The 19,101-nt window shown below is 71.9% G+C and carries 17 protein-coding genes and 4 pseudogenes; 11 read left to right on the top strand and 10 right to left on the bottom strand.

What is annotated here, in order from left to right:
* Window position 1 precedes the first annotated feature (1 nt).
* On the bottom strand, window positions 2–928 hold the full coding sequence (locus BMZ82_RS14270; protein ID WP_093775537.1) for a carbohydrate ABC transporter permease: 927 nt from the start codon (window positions 926–928) through the stop codon (window positions 2–4).
* 248 nt (window positions 929–1,176) lie between these two features.
* On the opposite strand from BMZ82_RS14270, the gene BMZ82_RS14275 reads away from it, so the two are divergent.
* On the top strand, window positions 1,177–2,262 hold the full coding sequence (locus BMZ82_RS14275; RefSeq protein WP_256251905.1) for a LacI family DNA-binding transcriptional regulator: 1,086 nt from the start codon (window positions 1,177–1,179) through the stop codon (window positions 2,260–2,262).
* Between the two features lie 571 nt (window positions 2,263–2,833).
* Here the strand turns inward: BMZ82_RS14275 and BMZ82_RS14280 are convergent.
* Window positions 2,834–3,487: a lysophospholipid acyltransferase family protein gene (locus BMZ82_RS14280; RefSeq protein WP_093775542.1), complete on the bottom strand. Its 654-nt coding sequence runs from the start codon at window positions 3,485–3,487 to the stop codon at window positions 2,834–2,836.
* A gap of 204 nt (window positions 3,488–3,691) precedes the next feature.
* Between BMZ82_RS14280 and pgm the strand changes: the two genes are divergently transcribed.
* Both pgm and BMZ82_RS14290 read left to right on the top strand, forming a co-directional pair.
* Window positions 3,692–5,332 carry a phosphoglucomutase (alpha-D-glucose-1,6-bisphosphate-dependent) gene (gene pgm, locus BMZ82_RS14285; RefSeq protein WP_093775544.1) on the top strand — a complete coding sequence of 547 codons (1,641 nt, stop codon included), beginning with the start codon at window positions 3,692–3,694 and terminating at the stop codon, window positions 5,330–5,332.
* Between the two features lie 316 nt (window positions 5,333–5,648).
* Window positions 5,649–6,795 (top strand): annotated as a pseudogene (locus BMZ82_RS14290) (substrate-binding domain-containing protein).
* On the opposite strand, the gene BMZ82_RS14295 reads toward BMZ82_RS14290, so the two are convergent.
* On the bottom strand, window positions 6,752–7,246 hold the full coding sequence (locus BMZ82_RS14295; protein WP_093775546.1) for a MarR family winged helix-turn-helix transcriptional regulator: 495 nt from the start codon (window positions 7,244–7,246) through the stop codon (window positions 6,752–6,754). The pseudogene BMZ82_RS14290 and the gene BMZ82_RS14295 overlap by 44 nt on opposite strands.
* A gap of 241 nt (window positions 7,247–7,487) precedes the next feature.
* On the opposite strand from BMZ82_RS14295, the pseudogene BMZ82_RS14300 reads away from it, so the two are divergent.
* Window positions 7,488–7,898 (top strand): annotated as a pseudogene (locus BMZ82_RS14300) (transporter substrate-binding protein); the annotation flags it as partial.
* On the opposite strand, the pseudogene BMZ82_RS41780 reads toward BMZ82_RS14300, so the two are convergent.
* Window positions 7,886–8,113: pseudogene (locus BMZ82_RS41780) on the bottom strand (urea ABC transporter permease subunit UrtC); the annotation flags it as partial. The pseudogenes BMZ82_RS14300 and BMZ82_RS41780 sit on opposite strands and share 13 nt — an antisense overlap.
* Here BMZ82_RS41780 and BMZ82_RS14310 point away from each other — a divergent pair.
* The 5 genes and pseudogenes from BMZ82_RS14310 to BMZ82_RS14330 form a co-directional block, all read left to right on the top strand.
* Window positions 8,108–8,401 (top strand): annotated as a pseudogene (locus BMZ82_RS14310) (ABC transporter ATP-binding protein); the annotation flags it as partial. The pseudogenes BMZ82_RS41780 and BMZ82_RS14310 sit on opposite strands and share 6 nt — an antisense overlap.
* A 32-nt stretch (window positions 8,402–8,433) precedes the next feature.
* Window positions 8,434–9,126, top strand: coding sequence for an urea ABC transporter ATP-binding subunit UrtE (gene urtE, locus BMZ82_RS14315; protein ID WP_093775720.1), 693 nt, complete (start codon window positions 8,434–8,436; stop codon window positions 9,124–9,126).
* A gap of 143 nt (window positions 9,127–9,269) precedes the next feature.
* Entirely contained in the window at window positions 9,270–10,118 is an 849-nt protein-coding gene (locus BMZ82_RS14320; protein WP_093775548.1) for a PP2C family protein-serine/threonine phosphatase, read from the top strand.
* 119 nt (window positions 10,119–10,237) lie between these two features.
* Window positions 10,238–11,227 (top strand): MASE1 domain-containing protein, encoded by a 990-nt coding sequence (locus BMZ82_RS14325; protein WP_177244492.1) that lies wholly within the window; start codon window positions 10,238–10,240, stop codon window positions 11,225–11,227.
* Window positions 11,228–11,322: 95 nt separating this feature from the next.
* On the top strand, window positions 11,323–11,856 hold the full coding sequence (locus BMZ82_RS14330) for a P-loop NTPase family protein (RefSeq protein WP_177244501.1): 534 nt from the start codon (window positions 11,323–11,325) through the stop codon (window positions 11,854–11,856).
* Window positions 11,857–11,876: 20 nt separating this feature from the next.
* On the opposite strand, the gene BMZ82_RS14335 is transcribed toward BMZ82_RS14330, so the two are convergent.
* From BMZ82_RS14335 to BMZ82_RS14350, 4 genes are all read right to left on the bottom strand, one after another.
* Entirely contained in the window at window positions 11,877–12,866 is a 990-nt protein-coding gene (locus BMZ82_RS14335; RefSeq protein ID WP_093775553.1) for a phosphotransferase enzyme family protein, read from the bottom strand.
* Window positions 12,867–12,888: 22 nt separating this feature from the next.
* Window positions 12,889–13,695, bottom strand: a complete 807-nt coding sequence (locus BMZ82_RS14340) for an SAM-dependent methyltransferase (RefSeq protein WP_093775555.1) — start codon at window positions 13,693–13,695, stop codon at window positions 12,889–12,891.
* Between the two features lie 145 nt (window positions 13,696–13,840).
* On the bottom strand, window positions 13,841–14,080 hold the full coding sequence (locus BMZ82_RS14345; protein WP_093775722.1) for a DUF397 domain-containing protein: 240 nt from the start codon (window positions 14,078–14,080) through the stop codon (window positions 13,841–13,843).
* An 80-nt stretch (window positions 14,081–14,160) separates the two neighbouring features.
* Complete coding sequence (locus BMZ82_RS14350) at window positions 14,161–15,036, bottom strand: helix-turn-helix domain-containing protein (RefSeq protein WP_093775557.1); 876 nt, start codon at window positions 15,034–15,036, stop codon at window positions 14,161–14,163.
* 316 nt (window positions 15,037–15,352) lie between these two features.
* On the opposite strand from BMZ82_RS14350, the gene BMZ82_RS14355 reads away from it, so the two are divergent.
* On the top strand, window positions 15,353–15,793 hold the full coding sequence (locus BMZ82_RS14355; RefSeq protein ID WP_093775559.1) for an ATP-binding protein: 441 nt from the start codon (window positions 15,353–15,355) through the stop codon (window positions 15,791–15,793).
* A 60-nt stretch (window positions 15,794–15,853) separates the two neighbouring features.
* Here BMZ82_RS14355 and BMZ82_RS14360 read toward each other — a convergent pair whose 3' ends face one another.
* Window positions 15,854–17,125, bottom strand: coding sequence for a PP2C family protein-serine/threonine phosphatase (locus BMZ82_RS14360; protein WP_093775561.1), 1,272 nt, complete (start codon window positions 17,123–17,125; stop codon window positions 15,854–15,856).
* 300 nt (window positions 17,126–17,425) lie between these two features.
* On the opposite strand from BMZ82_RS14360, the gene bla reads away from it, so the two are divergent.
* Window positions 17,426–18,409 (top strand): class A beta-lactamase, encoded by a 984-nt coding sequence (bla, locus tag BMZ82_RS14365; protein WP_093775724.1) that lies wholly within the window; start codon window positions 17,426–17,428, stop codon window positions 18,407–18,409.
* Window positions 18,410–18,451: 42 nt separating this feature from the next.
* Here the strand turns inward: bla and BMZ82_RS14370 are convergent, their stop codons facing one another.
* A complete protein-coding gene (locus BMZ82_RS14370; protein WP_218159029.1) occupies window positions 18,452–18,904 on the bottom strand; it encodes a MarR family winged helix-turn-helix transcriptional regulator in 453 nt (150 codons plus the stop codon).
* Between the last annotated feature and the right edge of the window lie 197 nt (window positions 18,905–19,101).

The raw sequence follows: 19,101 nt of genomic DNA on the forward strand, positions 1-19,101 counted from the left end.
GTCACGCTCCCTTGCGCATGCCGCGTAGCTGCACGACGTAGGCGATCACCATCGTGATCAGGCCCATGATGATGGCCACCGTCGCGGAGTAGTTGTGCTGCTGGCCGTTGAAGGACAGCGAGTACGTGTAGAAGTTCGGGGTGAAGTCGGTCGTGATGGCGTTGCGCGCGAGCGGCCGCAGGATGTTCGGCTCGTTGAAGAGCTGGAAGCTGCCGATGATGGAGAAGATCGTCGCGATCACGAGGGCGCCGCGGATCGCGGGCAGCTTGATCGCGGTGATGACGCGGATCTGTCCGGCGCCGTCGATCTCCGCCGCCTCGTACAGCGAGTGCGGGATGACGCGCAGCGCCGAGTAGAAGATCAGCATGTTGTAGCCGACGAACTCCCAGGTCACGATGTTGCCGATCGACGCAAGCACCAGGTCGGGCGAGAGCGGGTTGGGCAGCGTGACACCGAACGCCTCGTTGATGTCGCCGACCAGGCCGTACTCCGTGCCGTACATGAAGCCCCACATCAGGGTGGCGACGACGGCGGGCACCGCGTACGGCAGGAAGATCGTGATGCGGAAGAAGCTCTTGCCGTAGAGCCGCCCGCTGTCCAGCGCGAGCGCCGCCAGCAGGGCGATGCCGAGCATGACCGGCACCTGGACCGCGAGGAACAGCGACACCCGGCCGAGGGAAGCCCAGAACTGGTCGTCCTTGAGCGCCTGCGCGTAGTTGTCCAGGCCGACGAACTGGTTTCCGCCGATGAGCTGGTCGCGGAAGAGGCTCAGGTAGATCGAATACACGATCGGGGCCAGGAAGACCAGGGCGAACACGGCCACGAAAGGACCGATGAAACCCCACCCTGTCCAGGAGCGGCGGTCCCGTTTCGCCGGAGGAGGTGCCGGCCGCGGCTCGGCGGCCACCGGCGGTTGCAGCGTCGTCATGTCGTTCCTCGCTCGTCCAGTCCTGGAGCCGGCGGCGTTGCGCGGAGATGTCCGGACGCCCGCCGCCACCATGATGTTTGCGTAAACATCTGCCACGCAAGGGGCTCGATGAGCTGTTATGTTTACGTAAACATCTGATGGCGGCATGTCTACACTGCGCCGATAACGAAGGTCAAGGGTCCTCTGAAGAGACCATCGGGGTGACCGTGACACCTGAGCCGACAGAGAGGTGCGCACACCGAGTGGACATGGCTGAAAAAACACCCGCGAAGGTGCCGAGACGCCCCCGGGCCCCCCGGGCCACGGCCTCCATGGCGGACGTCGCGCGCCTCGCCGGGGTGTCCTCGCAGACCGTCTCCCGCGTCTCCAACGGTTACGCCGGTGTGAACGAGGAGACCCGCCGACAGGTGCTCGCGGCCATGAAGGAACTCGGCTACCGGCCCAACAGCGCCGCCCGCGCCCTCAAGCGCGGGGAGTTCCGCACCATCGGCGTCATCACGTTCACGCTGTCCACGACCGGCAATGTGCGCACCCTGGAGGCGATCGCCACCTCGGCCGCCGCCGAGGGGTACGCGGTGACGCTGCTGCCGGTGGCCGTCCCCACCACCGACGAGGTGCGCGGCGCGTTCTCCCGGCTGGAGGAACTGGCCGTCGACGCGGTGATCGTCATCATGGAGGTGCACCTGCTGGACGCGGCGACCGTCAAACTCCCGCCGCACGTCCAGGTCGTCGTCGTGGACTCCGACGCCGGCGACCACTACACCGTCGTCGACACCGACCAGGCCGGCGGCACCCGCGCCGCCGTGCAGCATCTCCTCGACCTCGGCCACGACACCGTCTGGCACCTCGGCGGCCCCGAGGGCTCGTTCGCCGCGCAGCGCCGCGCCGACGCCTGGCGCGCCGCCCTCACCGAGGCGGGCCGCACCGCGCCGCCCCTCGTCAGGGGCGACTGGTCCGCCGACTCCGGCTACCGGGCCGGCCTCGAACTCGCCGCCCACGACGAGTGCACGGCCGTCTTCGCCGCCAACGACCAGATGGCCCTGGGCCTGCTGCGCGCCCTGCACGAACGCGGTCGCCGGGTGCCGCAGGACGTCAGCGTCATCGGCTTCGACGACATCCCCGAGGCCAGCTCCTTCCTGCCCCCGCTCACCACCCTCCACCAGGACTTCGCCGAGGTCGGCCGCCTCTGCGTCCAGGCGGTGCTGAACACGATGCGGCCGGACGGCTCGGAACACGGCACCACGCTGGTGCCCACGCGGTTGGTCCTACGCGACAGCACGGCACCGCCTCCGGCGGGGGCGCCAGCGCCTCCGGCGGGGGTGCCGCTTCGGTAGGGGGTTGCCGGCGAGCTCGGCCGCGGTGTCGCCCGGCCGGGGGCCGGGTCGGGAGACGGCGGGCGGGCGGTGCCGGTGGGGCCGCTGCGGTTGCCGTTGCCGCCGGCGGTTCGGCGGGGGCGTCTTCGGGGGTTCGCCCAGACCTGGGTGCGAGCCGGCAGACGAGTGCGGGTCGCACCCCCTGGGTGCGCTGCGCTGTGGGTTGTGGCTTCAGGTGCCCGTGCAAGGGACACTTTGTCGCTTCGGATGCCTGCTACGGCGTGGGCGTTGGCCGGTGTGTGCGGGTGTGCTCCGCCGGTGGGGTGCGGCTTCAGGTGCCCGTGCAAGGGACGCAAGGGATGCTCTGTCGCTTCGGGTGCCCGTTACGGCGTGGGCGTTGGCGAGTACGTGCGAGTGGGCCCGCCGGATGGGGCGGTCGCCGGCGAGGTGCGGCTCGAGGTGCCGGCCCAGGGGGTGTGGTGTTGCTTCGGGATCATTCACGGCGTCGCTGCGGGCGGCGCGGGTGGGGGACGTCGTCCGGGCCCGGCGCCGTTGGGTTCGGCTTCCGGCGGCCGTGCCGGGGGCGTTTCCGCTACCTCGGGTGTTCGCCGACGGCGCGGGCCGCTGTTCGCCAGGCGCGGGTGACGGCGAGGCGGGCGGCCGTCGTGCCGCTCTCCGTTTCCGTGGGCAGGCGCAGGGGTGCGCCGAGGTGGACGTGGCAGTGGGGGCGCCGGACCGGGGCCGTCAGCGTGCCCGCCAGTTGCTTCGCGGCCGACCCCGACGCGATCCGCCGCGCGCCCGCGTGGCCCACCGGCACGACCAGCGCGCCGGTCGCCTGCGCCAGGCGGGCGAGGCCGGTGCGGAACGGCTCCGGCGCGGTGGGCGCCGCGTCCCGGCGTCCCGGCAGCCCGCCCTCGCCGTAGAGGAGTACGTGCCGGCCGCCGGCCAGTGCCTCGGCGGCGGCGTCGAGGGCCAGCGCCGCGTGGGCCGTCCGGCGGTGGACCGGTATGTGCCCCTCGCGGGTCAGCGCCCTGCCAAGCAGCGGGATCCGCCACAGGCCTGCCGTGGCCATGACCACCGGCTCCAGTTCGAACCGCCGCAGCGCGGTCATGACGACGGCGGGGTCGGCCAGGGAGTCGTGGTTGGCCACGAAGATGGTCCCCGCGGGCAGCCGCAGCTTGATCTCACTGGTGACGGTGAGCCGCCCGAAGAACGGCGTCAGGGCGATGACGGCACGGCTGAACACGAGGGAGCCTCCGGTAAGGGCGGTCGGAGCCCCAGTGTCGTGGCGCGGGGACGACCCGCGCCTGAGTACGGCTACTCAGATCCACCGACGTGACGCTCCTCGCCCCGCCCCGGCCGGAAAGCGGCCCGTACTCGCGGACAGCCGCTCCCGCAAGGGAAGATGGAACCGTAGGTCCATGGTCAACCGATGTGGAGGAGCGGGCACATGCAGCACGAGCGAGCGGGTCGGACGGCCGGCCCCGAGGATCTCGTCGACGTCGCCCGGCTGGTCACCGCGTACTACGCGCTGCACCCCGACCCGGCCGACCCGGCGCAGCGCGTGGCGTTCGGCACCTCGGGACACCGGGGCTCGTCGCTGAACACGGCGTTCAACGAGGACCACATCGCCGCGACCAGCCAGGCCATCTGCGAGTACCGGGCGGCCCAGGGCACCGACGGCCCCCTCTTCCTCGGCGCCGACAGCCACGCCCTGTCCGAGCCCGCCCAGGTCACCGCCCTGGAGGTGTTCGCCGCCAACGGCGTGACGGTGCTCGTCGACAGCGCCGACGGCTACACGCCCACGCCCGCCGTCTCGCACGCGATCCTCACCCACAACCGGGGCCGCGCCGCCGCCCTCGCCGACGGAGTCGTCGTCACCCCGTCGCACAACCCGCCCGCCGACGGCGGCTTCAAGTACAACCCGCCGAGCGGCGGCCCCGCCGGCTCCGACGCCACGTCCTGGATCCAGGACCGCGCCAACGACATCATCGCGGCCGGCCTGAAGGACGTACGGCGCATCCCCTACACCCAGGCCCTCGCCGCGCCCACGACCGGCCGCTACGACTTCCTCGGCACGTACGTCGCCGACCTCCCGAGCGTCCTCGACCTGGACGCGGTCCGCGCCGCCGGCGTCCGCATCGGCGCCGACCCGCTGGGCGGGGCGTCGGTCGCCTACTGGGGTCGGATCGCCGAACAGCACCGCCTCGACCTCACGGTGGTCAACCCGCTCACCGACCCCACCTGGCGTTTCATGACGCTCGACTGGGACGGCAAGATCCGCATGGACTGCTCGTCGCCGTACGCGATGGCCTCGCTGATCGGGCAGCGCGACCGGTTCGACATCGCCACCGGCAACGACGCCGATGCCGACCGGCACGGCATCGTCACCCCGGACGCGGGCCTGATGAACCCCAACCACTACCTGGCCGCCGCGATCGCCTACCTCTACGCGCACCGCGAGCAGTGGCCCGCCGCCGCGGGCATCGGCAAGACCCTGGTGTCGTCCTCGATGATCGACCGGGTCGCCGCCGACCTCGGGCGCCGGCTGGTCGAGGTGCCCGTCGGGTTCAAGTGGTTCGTGGACGGGCTGGTCGACGGCTCGCTCGGCTTCGGCGGCGAGGAGTCGGCCGGCGCGTCCTTCCTGCGCCGCGACGGCTCCGTCTGGACCACCGACAAGGACGGCATCATCCTCGCGCTGCTCGCCTCCGAGATCACGGCGGTCACCGGGAAGACCCCATCGCAGCACTACACCGCCCTGACGGAGCGGTTCGGCGCGCCCGCCTACGCCCGTATCGACGCCCCCGCGAGCCGGGACGAGAAGGCGCTGCTCGCCAAGCTCTCGCCCGCCCAGGTCACCGCCGACACCCTGGCGGGGGAGGCGGTCACGGGCGTGCTCACCGAGGCCCCGGGCAACGGCGCGGCCATCGGCGGCATCAAGGTGACCACCGCCAACGCCTGGTTCGCGGCCCGCCCGTCGGGCACCGAGGACGTCTACAAGATCTACGCCGAGTCCTTCCTCGGCCCCGACCACCTCAGCCGGGTCCAGGAGGAGGCCAAGGACGTGGTCGACGCGGCACTGGGCGGCTGACCCGAGGCCCGCCGGGCCGGCGGTGCCGGGGGGCGAGTCGCAGCGCGAAGGCGGCGGTGGGCCCGGCGACGACGACGCGGCGTTCGTGCCCGCGCGTGCCCGCGCGCGGTCACGGCGTCGCCGATCGGATCGCGCGGGCGTCCGCGCCGCGAGACCGGCTGCCTTCGTCGGCATACGGGCGTTACGGCCGTCGGGGCGGAGGTCCGGAGGCCCGCAGGACCGGAGGCTCTCTGGTGGCGGCGGCCGGATGTCTACGAAACGGTCTGGATACGGGGTGCGGTGTGGGCCGGGGGAGCGGTACGGCAATCATGGGGCCATGCAGCGGCCCGTCCCCGGCTCAGTCCCCGTCCCTGGCCCCGTTCCCTTGAGCGTGCCCGAATGGTTCACGGTCGACGGCTCGACGCTGAACGTCGCGCTCGTGTACCCGATGCAGGGGCCCGCCGGCGTGTTCGGCCCCACCTGCGAGACCTGCGCGCGGCTGGCCGCCGAGGAGGTCAACAAGGCGGGCGGTGTGCTGGGCAAGGAGCTGCGGCTCCTGGAGGTCGACGGGGGCGCCGAACCGCAGCGGGTCGCGGAGGACGTGGAGGCCCTGGTGGCCACCGGCGCCGTCCAGGGGGTCACCGGCTGGCACATCTCCTCGGTGCGGCAGGCGATCGCCCCGCGCATCGCCCACCGGGTGCCCTATGTCTACACCGCGCTCTACGAGGGCGGCGAGCGCACCGACGGCGTCTACCTGACCAGCGAGACCCCCGCCTGGCAACTGCTGCCCGCCATGCGGTTGTTGACCGAGTCCCGGGGGGGTGCGCCGCTGGTTCGTCGTCGGCAACGACTACGTCTGGCCCCGGCGCACCGCCCGCGCCGCCCGCCGCTACGCCCGCGACGCGCGCGGCCGGGTCTGCGGCGAGGCGTACCTCCCGCTCGGCGCGGACGACTTCCACGACGTGCTGCGCCGCATCGAGCGGGCCGACGCCGACGCCGTCCTGATGCTGCTCGTCGGCAGTGACGCGGTCCGCTTCAACCGGGCCTTCGCCGCCGCCGGACTCGACCAGCGCTGTCTGAGGCTGAGCACGCTGATGGACGAGAACATGCTGCTGGGCAGCGGTCCCGAGGCCACCGCCGACCTCTACAGCACCGCCGGTTTCTTCGCCTCACTGGCCGACCAGAACACCATGGACTTCCACGGGCAGTACGCCGACCGCTTCGGCGTGAGCGCCCCGACGCCGGGCAGTCTCGGCGAATCCTGTTACGAGGGCGTCCTGTTGCTCGCCGCGCTCATCGAACGGGCCCGCACCCTGGACGTGTCCGCGATCGGAGCGGCCGCCGACACCGTCTCGTACGAGGGTCCGCGCGGCCTGTTGAGTCTGGACGGCCGGCATGTGCGCCAGCGCATCTACCTGGCCCGGGCGGACGGGCTCGACTTCAACGTCCTCGCCCAACTGCGCGCTCCGCACGAGCTGTTGTGACGTCCTCTTCGTCCTCCAGCACCCCGGCCAGCCGGTCCAGCCGCTCCAGCAGGCCCGCCGGGTCACGGTCCGTGCCCTTGTCCTCGTCGCTGAGCAGGGGCTCCAACTCGGCCCAGTCGGCCCGTACTTCGCGGATCAGTCGCTGCCAGCGCCGTAGGCCCCGAGGGGTGAGGCAGGCCAGTACGCGGCGCCGGTCGGCGGGGTCGATCCGGCGGAACACCAGGTTCTGGTCGACGAGTTGGTCGATCAGCTTGGTGGCGCTCGGGGCCGGCAGGAAGGCGTGGTCGGCGACGGCCGTCATGTGGTGCCCCTGCCCGTCCGACAGCAGGTCCAGGACTCGCCACGCCTCCACCGAGCAGTCGAACTCGTCGAGCACGGACTGGAGTCGGCGGACGGCGAGGCGCTCGGCCCGGGTCAGCAGACGGAGCAGTTCCTGGGGCCGCCTCGCCATCGCCACTCCTGCGCTCGAAGTCCTGGTTCCCCGTGCGGGGTTGGCGGGAGCCTACCGGAAAGGCGAATAGATCCTTTCCGTAGGAAGTAACAATGCTCGCGTAATTACTTCCGCCAGAAACTGTTCTTCAATTGCGCGGAAACGCGGGGGAAACAGTTTCCTCGCAGGCTGGGCGCGCTTCCACTGTCCCCAGTGTCCTTCCGCTCTCTTCGCATCGCCCCTCGGGGCACGGAGGTTTCGTATGTCCGGGCTCAGCATCAGCAGACGAGGCCTGTTGGCCGGTATCTCGGCCGTGGGCGCCACCGCCGCGCTCAGCGCCTGTGGCGCCAAGACCGGTGACAGCACCTCGACGGACGGGGCCGGCGCCTCCGCCGACACCTCCGGCAGCACGGTCAAAGTGGGTCTGCTGAACTCGCTGTCGGGCACCATGGCCATCAGCGAAGTCACCGTCCACAACGCGCTGTTGCTCGCCATCAAGGAGATCAACGCGGCCGGCGGGGTGCTCGGCAAGAAGCTCAAGGCCGTCAGCCAGGACGGTGCCTCCGACTGGCCCACCTTCGCCGAGAAGGCCGAGGCGCTGATCAAGGACGACAAGGTCGCGGCCACCTTCGGCTGCTGGACCTCCGCCAGCCGCAAGGCCGTGGTGGCGGTACGGGTGGGGTTACGGGTACGGCGTCCGCGCAGGACCCCGAGGGAGGCGAGGCCGCCGGGCAGGAAGCCGACCGCCAGGACGAACAGCAGGCCCTGGAGGTACGTCCACGCGGCGGGGAAGGCGTCGGAGAGGGTGCTCTGCGCCCAGGCCACGGCGATCGCGCCGAGCACCGCGCCCACCAGCGAGGCCCGGCCGCCGACCGCCGCGCCGAGCCCGTCGCCGGCATGAGCCACGACGAACGCGAGGCCACCGGCGAGCTGTTGCAGCGGGTGAGCGCGGACCACACCGTCGTCGTCATCGAGCACGACATGGACTTCATGCGCTCCTTCGCCCGCAGCGTCAGCGTCCTGCACGCCGGCAAAGTCCTCAGCGAGGGCTCCGTCGCCGAGGTCCAGGCCGACGCCAAGGTCCAGGAGGTCTACCTCGGCCGCGCCTCCGAACCCGTGACCGTGCCCGTGCCCGAACCGGCCGCCGCTGCCGTGCCCGTCGCCGAGGAGGCGTGACACCCATGCCAGAGACGCTGGAGACGCTGCACATGCTGGAGATCAACGACGTCCGGGCGGGCTACGACCGCACCACCGTCCTGCACGGGGTGACCGTGGCGGTGCCGAAGGACGGCGTCGCGGCCGTCCTGGGCCACAACGGCGCGGGCAAGAGCACCCTGCTGCGCGCCGCCATGGGCCTGATCAGGCCGACCGGCGGGACCGTCCGGCTCGACGGCGAGGACATCACCCGCCTCGCCCCGCACCAGCGCGTCGCGCGCGGGATGGCGTACGTCCCGCAGGGCCAGCAGTCCTTCCCGCACCTCACCACCGCGGAGAACCTCCAGCTCGTCGCCGACGGCCGCCCCGCGGGCAGGGAGGCGATCGCCGAGGCGCTGGACCTGTTCCCCGTCCTGCGCGAACTGTCCGGGCGGCGCGCCGGTCTGCTCTCCGGCGGGCAGCGCCAGCAGCTCGCCATCGCCCGGGCCCTGGTCACCAGGCCGCGGCTGCTCCTGCTCGACGAACCGACCGAAGGCATCCAGCCCTCCGTCGTCGCCGAGATCGAGGAGACGATCCTGACGCTCGCCCGGCGCGGCGGACTCTCCGTCCTCCTCGTCGAACAGCACGTCGGCTTCGCCATGCGCGCCGCCCGCCACTACCACGTCCTGGAGGCGGGCCGCGTGACCTCCTCCGGCGAGGGCGGCACGGACGCCGAGCAGACGGTACGGGCGGCACTCAGCGTGTAGGGGGCAGTCGGGGTCGGGCAGGGGTCGGCCCCTGATGTTCACAGCCGTGGGCCGCTATCATCCTCTAAAGGTAAAATGTGAGGTTTGCCCGCATGGGTCGGGGGCCGCCCTCCCGACGAGCTGCCGTCCCGCCGGAGTGATCGATGTTCCGCAAGCGCCCCACGGACGACGGTGACGAGCTGCTGGCCAGGCTCGGTTCGCTGACCGCCCAGGCGCGCGAGCGCGCGGAGCTCCAGCGCTCCCGCGTCGAGCTGGCGCTCGCCCTCCAGCGCGGCATGCTGCCCAGGGACCTGCCGGCGGCCCCCGGATTCCGCCTGGCCGTGCAGTACGCGCCCGCCTGCTACGGCCTCAACGTGGGCGGCGACTGGTACGACGCCTTCACCATGCCGGACGGGCGCATCGGCCTGTCCATCGGCGACGTCCAGGGCCACAACATAGAGGCGACCGCGTTCATGGGCCAGGTCCGGGTCGGCCTGCGCGCCCTCGCCTCCGTCACCGGCGAGCCCGGCGAACTCCTCGCCCGGACCAACGAACTGCTCCTCTCCCTCGGCAGCGACCTCTTCGCCACCTGCACCTTCATGCGCCTCGACCCCGCCACCGGGATCCTGGAGAGCGCCCGGGCCGGGCACGTCCCGTGCGTGTGGGCCACGGCGGACGGCAGGTCCGGCGTCGCCGAGGACGAGGGCGGACCGCCCCTCGGCGTCCAAGGCGGCACGGACTACCCGGTCACCCGGTACCGGCTCACCCAGGGCGGAGTGTTCGTGCTGCTCACGGACGGGGTGGTGGAGGGGCCGACCCTGAACGTCGAGGAGGGCCTCGACCAGGTCGTACGGCTCGCGGGCAGCGCCGCCGTCGCGGGCATGGACGCGGCCGCGCTCGCCGCCGAGGTGATCAAGGGCGCGGAGCGCGTCGGCCACGAGGACGACGCCGCCGTGCTCGTCGTACGCCACGACGGACGGGCGGGCCCGGACGCCCCCGGGGTTGAGCCATAGGGCCGGGCCCGGACGCCCCCGGGTTGAGCCGTAGGGCCGGGCCCGGCGGACCCCGGGTTCAGCCATAGGGCCCGGACCCGGTGTCTCCCGCCTCGCCGACGGCAGCGCGCCGGTGTCTGATGGCTGCTGTGGTGGGTACCCCGGATCTGCGCCGACCAGCCGTCTTCGCCGTCGAGACGCTGGCCGTCGCCGTCTGCTACTACGCGGCGGGGCGGCTGGGGCTCATGCGGGAGCTGGTCGTCGAGGGCGCCGTCTTCACGCCCATCTGGCCGCCCACCGGCGTGGCGGTGGCCTGCCTGCTGATCTTCGGGCTCCGCTCCTGGGTCGGCATCGCCCTCGGAGCCCTCCTCGTGATCATGTCCCTGACCCCGCTCCGGCCCGTGGTGATCGGCAACCTGGTGGGCAACACCGCCGCCCCCGTCTGCGCGTACCTCATGCTCCGCGGGGTGGGCTTCCGCACCGACCTGGCCCGGTTACGGGACGGCCTCGCCCTGGTCTTCCTGGGCGCTCTCACCGCCATGCTGCTCAGCTCGACCATCGGCGTCGGTCTGCTCGTCCTCACCGACCGGCTCGCCGAGCACAGCTTCTGGCCCGTCTGGCTGGCCTGGTGGGTCGGCGACGCGATGGGCGTGCTGATCGTCACCCCGGTCCTGCTCGTCCTGCACACGGTGCGCCGCCCCCTGCGCCTGTCCCGCTGGAAAGAGGCCTCGGGCCTGGCCCTGACCGCCTGCGCCCTCGTCCCCCTGGCCACGCACAGCCCCGTCAGCCTGCTGTTCCTCGTCTACCCGCTGCTGATCTGGGCGGCGCTGCGCTTCCAGCTCGCCGGCAGCATGCTGTGCGCCCTCTTCACATCGGTCATGGCCACGATCGCCGCGACGGACGAGGTCGGCCCCTTCGAGGGCCTCACCCGCGTCGAGGTGATGATCAAGCTCCAGGCCTTCAACGGCACGATGGCCCTCACCGCGCTGCTCCTCTCCGCGGTGATCACCGAGCAACGCAACACCAGACGCTCCGTGGAACACGCCTGCCAGGAACTGGTCGAGGTCCTGGAACACCTCACCGCAGGCGAGACCCCACCCGGCCGGCCGACGAAGGAAACGGAGCACTGAGCGGCTCCGGTCGCCGCCGTCGACTCCCTGCCGCCGGTCGGCCGTGCGGAGAAGCACCCCGCCGTCGTGTCGGCGCCGGTAGCGTGGCGGGGGTGATGGTGGGTGCCCGGGAGACCCGGTTGATCGTGCTGCGGGGCAACAGCGCCTCGGGCAAGTCGTCGGTGGCGGCCGGCCTGCGGGACAGGTTCGGCCGCGGTCTGGCGCTGGTCGGTCAGGACAACCTCCGCCGGGTCGTGCTGCGCGAGCACGACCGCCCCGGCGCGGCGAACGTCGGCCTGATCGACGCTGTCGCCCGCTACTCACTGGACGCCGGGTATCACGTCGTCATCGAGGGCATCCTGTACGCCGACCGCTACGCCGCCATGCTCGCGCGACTGCGTACGGACCACCGCGGCCCGACCCACGGCTACTACCTCCACGTGCCGTTCGCCGAAACCCTCGTACGCCACGCCGGCAAGCCGATCGCCCACGAGGTCGGCGAGGCGGACCTGCGGGACTGGTACAAGGATCTGGATCTGCTGCCGGGCGCTGTCGAGACCGTCATCGGCGCCGACAGCACCCTCACCCAGACCGTCGACCGCATCATGCGCGACACGGGCTTGGACCGCCTTCCCGCCCGGGAGCACTGACACTCTTCGTCAGCCCCCCGTCAGTACTCGGCGTCGAGCGTTTCCGCCAGTCGTGAGACCGCGGTCAGGTCGGGCACCGTGTGCAGGGAGGTGACGGCCTGGTGGCTGGCGAAGTCGCGTTGCGCCGGGGTCAGGGTCGGGTCGATGGCGGACTCGGTCTGGACGCGGATGTAGTTGAGGGCCGTTGCGAAGAGCATCGAGAAGGAGTCCAGGCCCTTGACGACCGGGCCCCCTCCGGCCTCCCGGTAGGCCCGCAGCACGCGTCGGGCGGCGGTGGCGTCGAAGTGGTTGCCGCCCGACCAGATGTACACGGCGCGGGCGAGTTCGCGGCCCGCCGGGATCGGTCCGGCGTTGTCCCAGTCGAGGAGAACCGGTCCGGTCGGGCCGACCAGCACGTTCTGGGGCTGTACGTCGAGGTGCGAGGTCACCCGGTCGCCGGTGCCGGACGGCGTGACGTGGGGTGCGAGGTCGGTGGCCGACGTGGCGATGAAACGGCCCAGCGCGTCCGACCACGGCAGGCCCGCCCGCCGGACCCCTTCGTGGAGCCTCGCCCAGTCGGCGGCCTCGGGGCACTGCTCGTACCAGGGATCGAGTGCCTCGCTCGTGCCCGCGCCTGCCGTGTGCAGGAGGGCCAGGGTCCGGCCGCACCAGCTCAGGATCTCCGGGTCGGAGGCGTCCGCCCGTGTCCCGTCGACCCAGTCGTACAGCTTCACGTAGGACCCGTCGGACCCGTCCGGCGTGGGGGCCAGCCGCGAGACGTGGGTGCCCGCGCGGTTCGGCAGCAGCCGTGGCGAGGCGATGCCCAGCTCCTCGGCGGCGTCGCGCAGCGCGGACTCCCGGCGGACCTGCGCCTCGTCGCAGCCGAAGAGAAGCTCCTTCACCGCCCATGACGAGCCGTTCCCGGACAGCTTCCAGATCTGCCCCAGCGCGCCACGGGTGACGGGTTCGACGGTCCACGGCCCGCTGCCGAGCGCATAGGCGTCCGCGATGACGTCGGCCATGTGCTGCATGTGCGTACCTCTCAGTACCTGGTTACGGCTTGATGCCGACGCCCGTCCAGAGGCTGACCTCGGCGTCCGTGGCCTCGACGGGGCCGTCCGGGCGCCAGCGGTGGCCGACCGTGACGCCGGGGGAGAGGAGGTCCAGCCCGTCGAAGAAGCGGGCGACGTCCTTCTGCGCGCGGAACTGCACCGGCGTGCCGGCGCCCGTGTAGATGTCGGTGACCTTCTGCCAGGTGGCCGGGTCGAAGTCGGGCGTGCAGTGGCTCAGGGCCAGCGCGCTGCCCGAGGGCAGTACCTCCAGCAGCCGGCCGACGATGCCGTACGGGTCCTGGGCGTCGGTGACGAAGTGCATGAGGGCGTTGAGCGACAGGGCCACCGGCTGGTCCAGGTCCAGGATCTCGGCCAGCGCGGGCGAGTTCAGCAGCGTGCCGGGGTCGTTGACGTCCGCCTCGACGTAGGTCGTACGGCCCTGAGTGGTGCTGCGCATCAGGCGCTCGGCGTACTTCAGGACGAGCGGGTCGTTGTCGGCGTAGACCACCCGCGCCTCGGGGACCACGGACTGCGCGACCTGGTGCAGGTTCGGCTCGGTGGGGATGCCGGTGCCGATGTCCAGCCACTGGCGGATGCCGTGCTCGCGGGCGAGGACCCGGGTGGCCCGGTGCATGAAGGCGCGGTTCTCGAGGGCGCACGTGAAGATCCCCGGGTAGGCCGCCGCGACGGTCTCGGCCGCCTGCTTGTCGACCTCGAAGTGGTCCTTGCCGCCGAGGTAGTAGTCGTACATGCGGGCGGAGTGCGGCCTGCTGGTGTCGATGTCCCGCGCGGCGTTCGAGGTGGTCATGCTGTGCCTTTCGGAGTGTCCGTGGGGGGTGGGTGTGGGGTGGGGTGTGGAGTTTTCGGGCAGGTCGGGCCGGAGGCGGCCGGATCCCGCCCGTACGAGTTCGGTCGCGCCGGCGGGTCTCGCGGGTCTCGCGTGTCCCGTGGGTTCAGCCGGCGGCGAGGTGGTCGGCGAGGCCCCGTTTGACGCCCGCGAGGAACGCGGCGATCTCCTCGGGGGTGTAGATCAGTGCCGGGCCGGCGGGGTCGGTCGACTGCCGCAGCGCCACGCGGCCGTCGGCGAGCTGCTTCGTCTGCACGCACTGGCCCCCGTTGGGACCGCTCCACGGGGACTCCCAGCCCTGCTCGCCCAGGTCGGCCGCGGGCATCCCGTTGTAGACGTGGTGCATGTGCTGAGCGTGCTGAAGGTGCTGGGCGTGGCGGACGTGGTGGACATGGCTGTCGATGTCGTGGCTGCCGTCCATGCCGGTCATGAGTACTCCTTGCGCATACGGTTCAGGAGTGACCTGCTGTCCGTGTCCGAGGTCAGCAGGGACATGCGGTTGTGCGCCTCCAGGTGCGCCGCGACGTCGGAGCGCTGGTCCAGGTACACGGCACCGGAGAGGATCTCGGTGTAGACGATGTCGGGCAACTCCGGTTCCTCGAACCGGAAGTAGGTGAACGGGGCGCACGCGCCCACATGGGCGCCGGCCGCGAACGGCACGACGTCGACGCTCACATGCGCCAGCTCCGAGACCTCCAGCAGCCGGTCGATCTGCTCCCGCATCACCTCGGCGCAGCCCACCACCCGGTGCAGCACGGCCTCCTCCAGCACCACCCACAGCGTGGGCGCCTCGGCCCTCGCCAGCAGGCTCTGGCGGCGCAGCCGCAGGTCCACGCGCCGCCGCAGATCCTCGTCCTGGTCGTCGGGGAAGCCCCCGCCGAGGACTTCGCGCGCGTACCGGGGCGTCTGCAACAGCCCCGTGACGTAGTGCGGTTCGTAGGTGCGCAGCGTCCTGGCCGCGGTCTCCAGACTGACGTAGGCGCTGAACCAGCCCGGCAGGACATCGCGGTACGGGTGCCACCAGCCGGGCTCGTTGGCCCGCTCGGCGAGGGCGACGAACTCCTCGATCTCCTGCCCGTCGGCCCCGTACAGCGCGAGCAGGATCTCCACGTACAGCGGCTTGAGGCCGACCTCGGCCTTCTCCAGACGGCGGACGGTCAGGGACGTCACCCGCAGGGCCCTGGCCGCGTCCTCCAGCGACACGCCCGCGTTCTGCCGCCGCTCCTGGAGCCGCCGGCCCAGGATCATGCGCAGCACAGTGGGCGCACTGCTGCCGACTGTGCCCGAACGGCCTTCGCTCACGCCCCTACCTCCTGAAGGACTGTCACCGCTCCGAGTCTGACAGCGACTTGATGACGCGAACAGTCCGATACCGGCGTGATGAAATTATCAGGCAGTTGGTTGCAGCTTGAACTTGGGTGCGAGCATAGTTACTTCTGTGAACCGCGCCAGCCGAACACAAGCGTTCCCCCGTCATGCTCCGCCATCCCCGCAGGAGTTGGAGGAACCAGGCGTTCACGGCGCAGAGCGGCCCGACCGGAACACCTCCTCCTCGTGGGCCCCTTACTCACCTTCCCCGGCCTCTGGCTGCTCCCGCCCCCCACGGAAGGCGACCACCGTGTCCCCCCACACGCTTTCGTCCCCCCAGCCCTTAGACACCTGGAGCCCCGAGCGGACGCACTGGCTCGAACTCCCGGCCCACCGCTCCAGCGTCTCGCTGGCCCGCCGCTCCATGAGCGCGCGGCTGGACGCGTGGGGGCTGCCGGGCGAGCTGTGCGCGGACGCCGTCCTGCTCGTGTCGGAGCTGGCCACCAACGCCGTACGGCACACGCTCGGCACCCGGTTCCTGTGCGGTGTCGGGCTCGTCACGGACGAGTGCCTTCGCCTGGAGGTGCACGACCACGACCGCACGGGCCGCGGCCTGCCCCGCTGCGAGCCCGGACCGGACGACGAGGGCGGCCGCGGCCTGCTCCTGGTGGAGCAGCTCGCCGAGGCCTGGGGGGTCGACCGGTCCCGACTGACCGGAGGCAACGCGGTGTGGGTGACCCTGACGGCCTGAACCGACCGCCTGAACCAACGGCCTGAAGGCAGTCTGAAAGGGTGCGGCATTCGGCCGAACTCAGCAGCCGGCGGGCGTCAGTTCGGCCAGCAATAGCGTGCGGTCGTCCGCTCCGGCCGCGCCCGAAGGATCGTGCAGCAGCCGGCGGCACAGGGACGGCAGCGCGTCGTGGCCGTCGCCGTCCATGGGCTCTACGGCGGCGGCCGCGTCCAGGGTGCGCGCGAGCCGGGAGATCTCCTGGTCGATGTCGGCGTCGCGGGACTCCACCAGGCCGTCGCTGTAGAGGACCAGCAGGGCCGGATCCGGCACGGACAGCACCGTCTCCTGGTAGCCGCCCGTGCCGAGCCCGAGGGGCAGTCCCGCCCCGGTCAGCGTGACCGGGGCCGTCCGGCCGTCCGGGCCGCGCAGCAGCGGCGGCGGATGGCCCGCCCCCACCAGGGTGCAGGTGCGCCGCCGGGCGTCCCACTCGGCGTAGATGCAGGTCGCGAAGGAGACCCCGGGGGAGTCCCCGGCGAGCGTGTCGAGCTGTCCTATGAGGTCGGCCGCCGGGATGTCCAGCCCTGCCAACGTTCGTACCGCGGTGCGCAGTTGGATCATCGCGACGGCGGACTCCGGGCCGTGTCCCATGGCGTCCCCGACGATCAGACTGACCCGGTCACCCGGCCGTTTCAGCACGTCGAACCAGTCACCGCCGACGAGGTTGCCCTGCCCGGCCGGCAGACAGCCGTGCGCGGTGCGGCACCCCCCGAACTCCTGGGCCGTACCGGGCGGCAGACTGTTGCGGATGGCCAGCGCGGTGCGCCGCTCACGCTCGTAACGGCGCCCGTTGTCCAGGGCGACGGCCGCCCGCGCGGCCAGCGCCGCCACGGCCGCCGCGTCCGCGGGCGTGAAGGGCACCCGGCCCGCCCCGCGTGTGCAGGTGACGAAGCCGATCGCCACGTCCCGCAGCCGCAGTGGCACGACGAGGTAGGACGCCACGCGCAGGAGGTCCCCGAGGCGCGCGTCGCCGTCGCCGTGCCCGTCTCCGGAGCCGATGAGCCGCTCCGAGGTGTGCGGGTCCATCGAGTCGAGCACCTGAACCTGGCCGGTGGCGAGCGCACGGGCGTGGGGCGTCTCCCGCGGGAAGGCGATCACCTCGCCGACCGGCAGCACGCCCTCCCAGTCCTCGAACGCGTCCGGTCCGACGCGCAGCGCGATGCGGCGCGCCTCGATCCGGGGCGGGTCCGCGCAGGGATGCGCGTTCTCCGCGACGCGCCAGCGCTCCAGCACGTACACGGAGGCCGCTTCGCAGAACCCGGGGGTCAGCGCGTGCACGACATGGCTGCCGGTCATCCGCAGATCGAGTTCCGAGCCGATGACGTCGGCCGCGGGGGAGAACGCGGACCGGCGGGGCGAGGGCCGGGCGGCAGGCGCGTCGTCGGTGCGGCTGTGCGGTTCGTTCCGCAGGGTCGTGCCTTTCCAGTGGGGTTCGTCCGCGCGGCGGGGGACAAAGGATCACCACGCGCCGTCGCAACTATATGATGGCGCGTCAAGTTACCGGGTAGGGAAGGAAGTTGCGTGACCCGGTGGCCGGGCAACCGGATCACGACCACAGGAACGCAGAAACGCGGGAAAAGCAGGAGGATGGACCGGATGTACCGGACGGACAAGGCCGACCCGACGACCACGGCGTCAACCACGGCTTCGGCCACGCCGTCAACCGCAGCGCCCCACCCGGGCCGCCGTGCGGTGCTGGGCCTCGGCGCCGCAGCGGCACTCGTGGCCGCCCTGCCGGGAGCGGCGCACGCCTCGGCTTCCGGTGCGACCGGGGCGGCGGGAATCTCGGGGCGGTTCGGCGACCTGGAGCGGGAGCACTCCGCGCGTCTGGGGATCTTCGCCCACGACACCGGCTCGGGCCGGACCCTGGCCTACCGCGCGGACGAGCGATTCCCCCTCTGCTCGGTCTTCAAGGCGCTCGCCGTCTCGGCGGTCCTACGGGATCTCGACCAGGCCGGTGAGTACCTCGCCGAGCGGATCCACTACACGAAGGACTACGTCACGGCCTCGGGGTACGCGCCGATCACGGGCACGGACGAGCATGTCGCGGGCGGTATGACCGTCGAGGAGCTGTGCGCCGCAGCCCTCTCCCACAGTGACAACGGGGCGGCCAACCTCCTGATGCGGGAGCTGGGCGGACCGGCCGCGGTCACCCGGTTCGCCCGCTCGCTCGGGGACGCGACGACCCGCCTCGACCGGTGGGAACCCGAGCTCAACTCGGCGGAACCGTGGCGGACGACCGACCTCACGAGCCCGCGAGCGATCGGACGGACCTTCGCGCGGCTCGTGCTCGGCCGGGCCCTGCCACCCGCGGACCGGACACGCCTGACCGGTTGGATGATCGCCAACACCACCAACACCGAGCGCTTCCGCGCCGGCCTGCCCGCCGACTGGGTACTCGCCGACAAGACCGGGGGCGGACAGGCGTACGGGGTCGCCAACGACGTGGGCATCGTCTGGCCTCCCGGCCGGGCACCCCTCGTGCTGGCCGTCCTGTCGACCAAACACGCTTCCGAAGGCCCCTCGGACAACCCGCTGGTGGCGAGGGCGGCCGAGCTGGTCGCGGCGGAGCTGACCTGACGCGGCCCGGCCTGGCCCGCCGACCGGCGGCGCGCGCTCTCGTCAGGCGTCGGTGACGTTCGCCGTGACCAGCCTGAGGAGCTGCTTGGCCAGTGCGTCCTGTTCGGGGGTGAGCCCCATGGCGTCGCCGATCGCGAGGGGGACCGTGCCGGCCCGCTCGCGGAGCCCCGCGCCGGCGTCGGTGAGGCGGAGGGCCACGGAGCGCTCGTCGTCGGGGCGGCGTTCGCGGCGCAGCAGGCCGTTCACCTCCAGGCGCTTGAGCAGGGGGGAGAGGGTGCTGGATTCCAGCTGGAGCGCGGTACCCAGCTCGCGTACGGAGATCGAGTCCTGCTCCCACAGCACCAGCATGACGAGGTACTGCGGGTAGGTCAGGCCGAGCTCCTCCAGCAGCGGCCGGTAGCGGGCGGTCACGGCCCGGGAGGCGGCATACAGGGCGAAGCAGAGCTGGTCGTCCAGGAGCAGCGACCGGTCGGTCGGTTCGGCGGCTCGGTCCACGGCATGGCTCCTGGTTGCTGCGCTGGTCACGGGAAACCACCACTCTATCGTTCAAGTCCTCCCGATTCTATCGCCCACTAATCGATCGAGCATGAAGAAGTCCTGCCCTAATTGGTTGTGCACGACTCAATTGGGCGCTACTGTTGTGGATGTGCCGCCGTTCCGGACGAGGACTACCGTCGGAACTGCCCGCGGTA

It is taken from the genome of Streptomyces sp. yr375 (assembly GCF_900110755.1).
Lineage (GTDB): Bacteria > Actinomycetota > Actinomycetes > Streptomycetales > Streptomycetaceae > Streptomyces.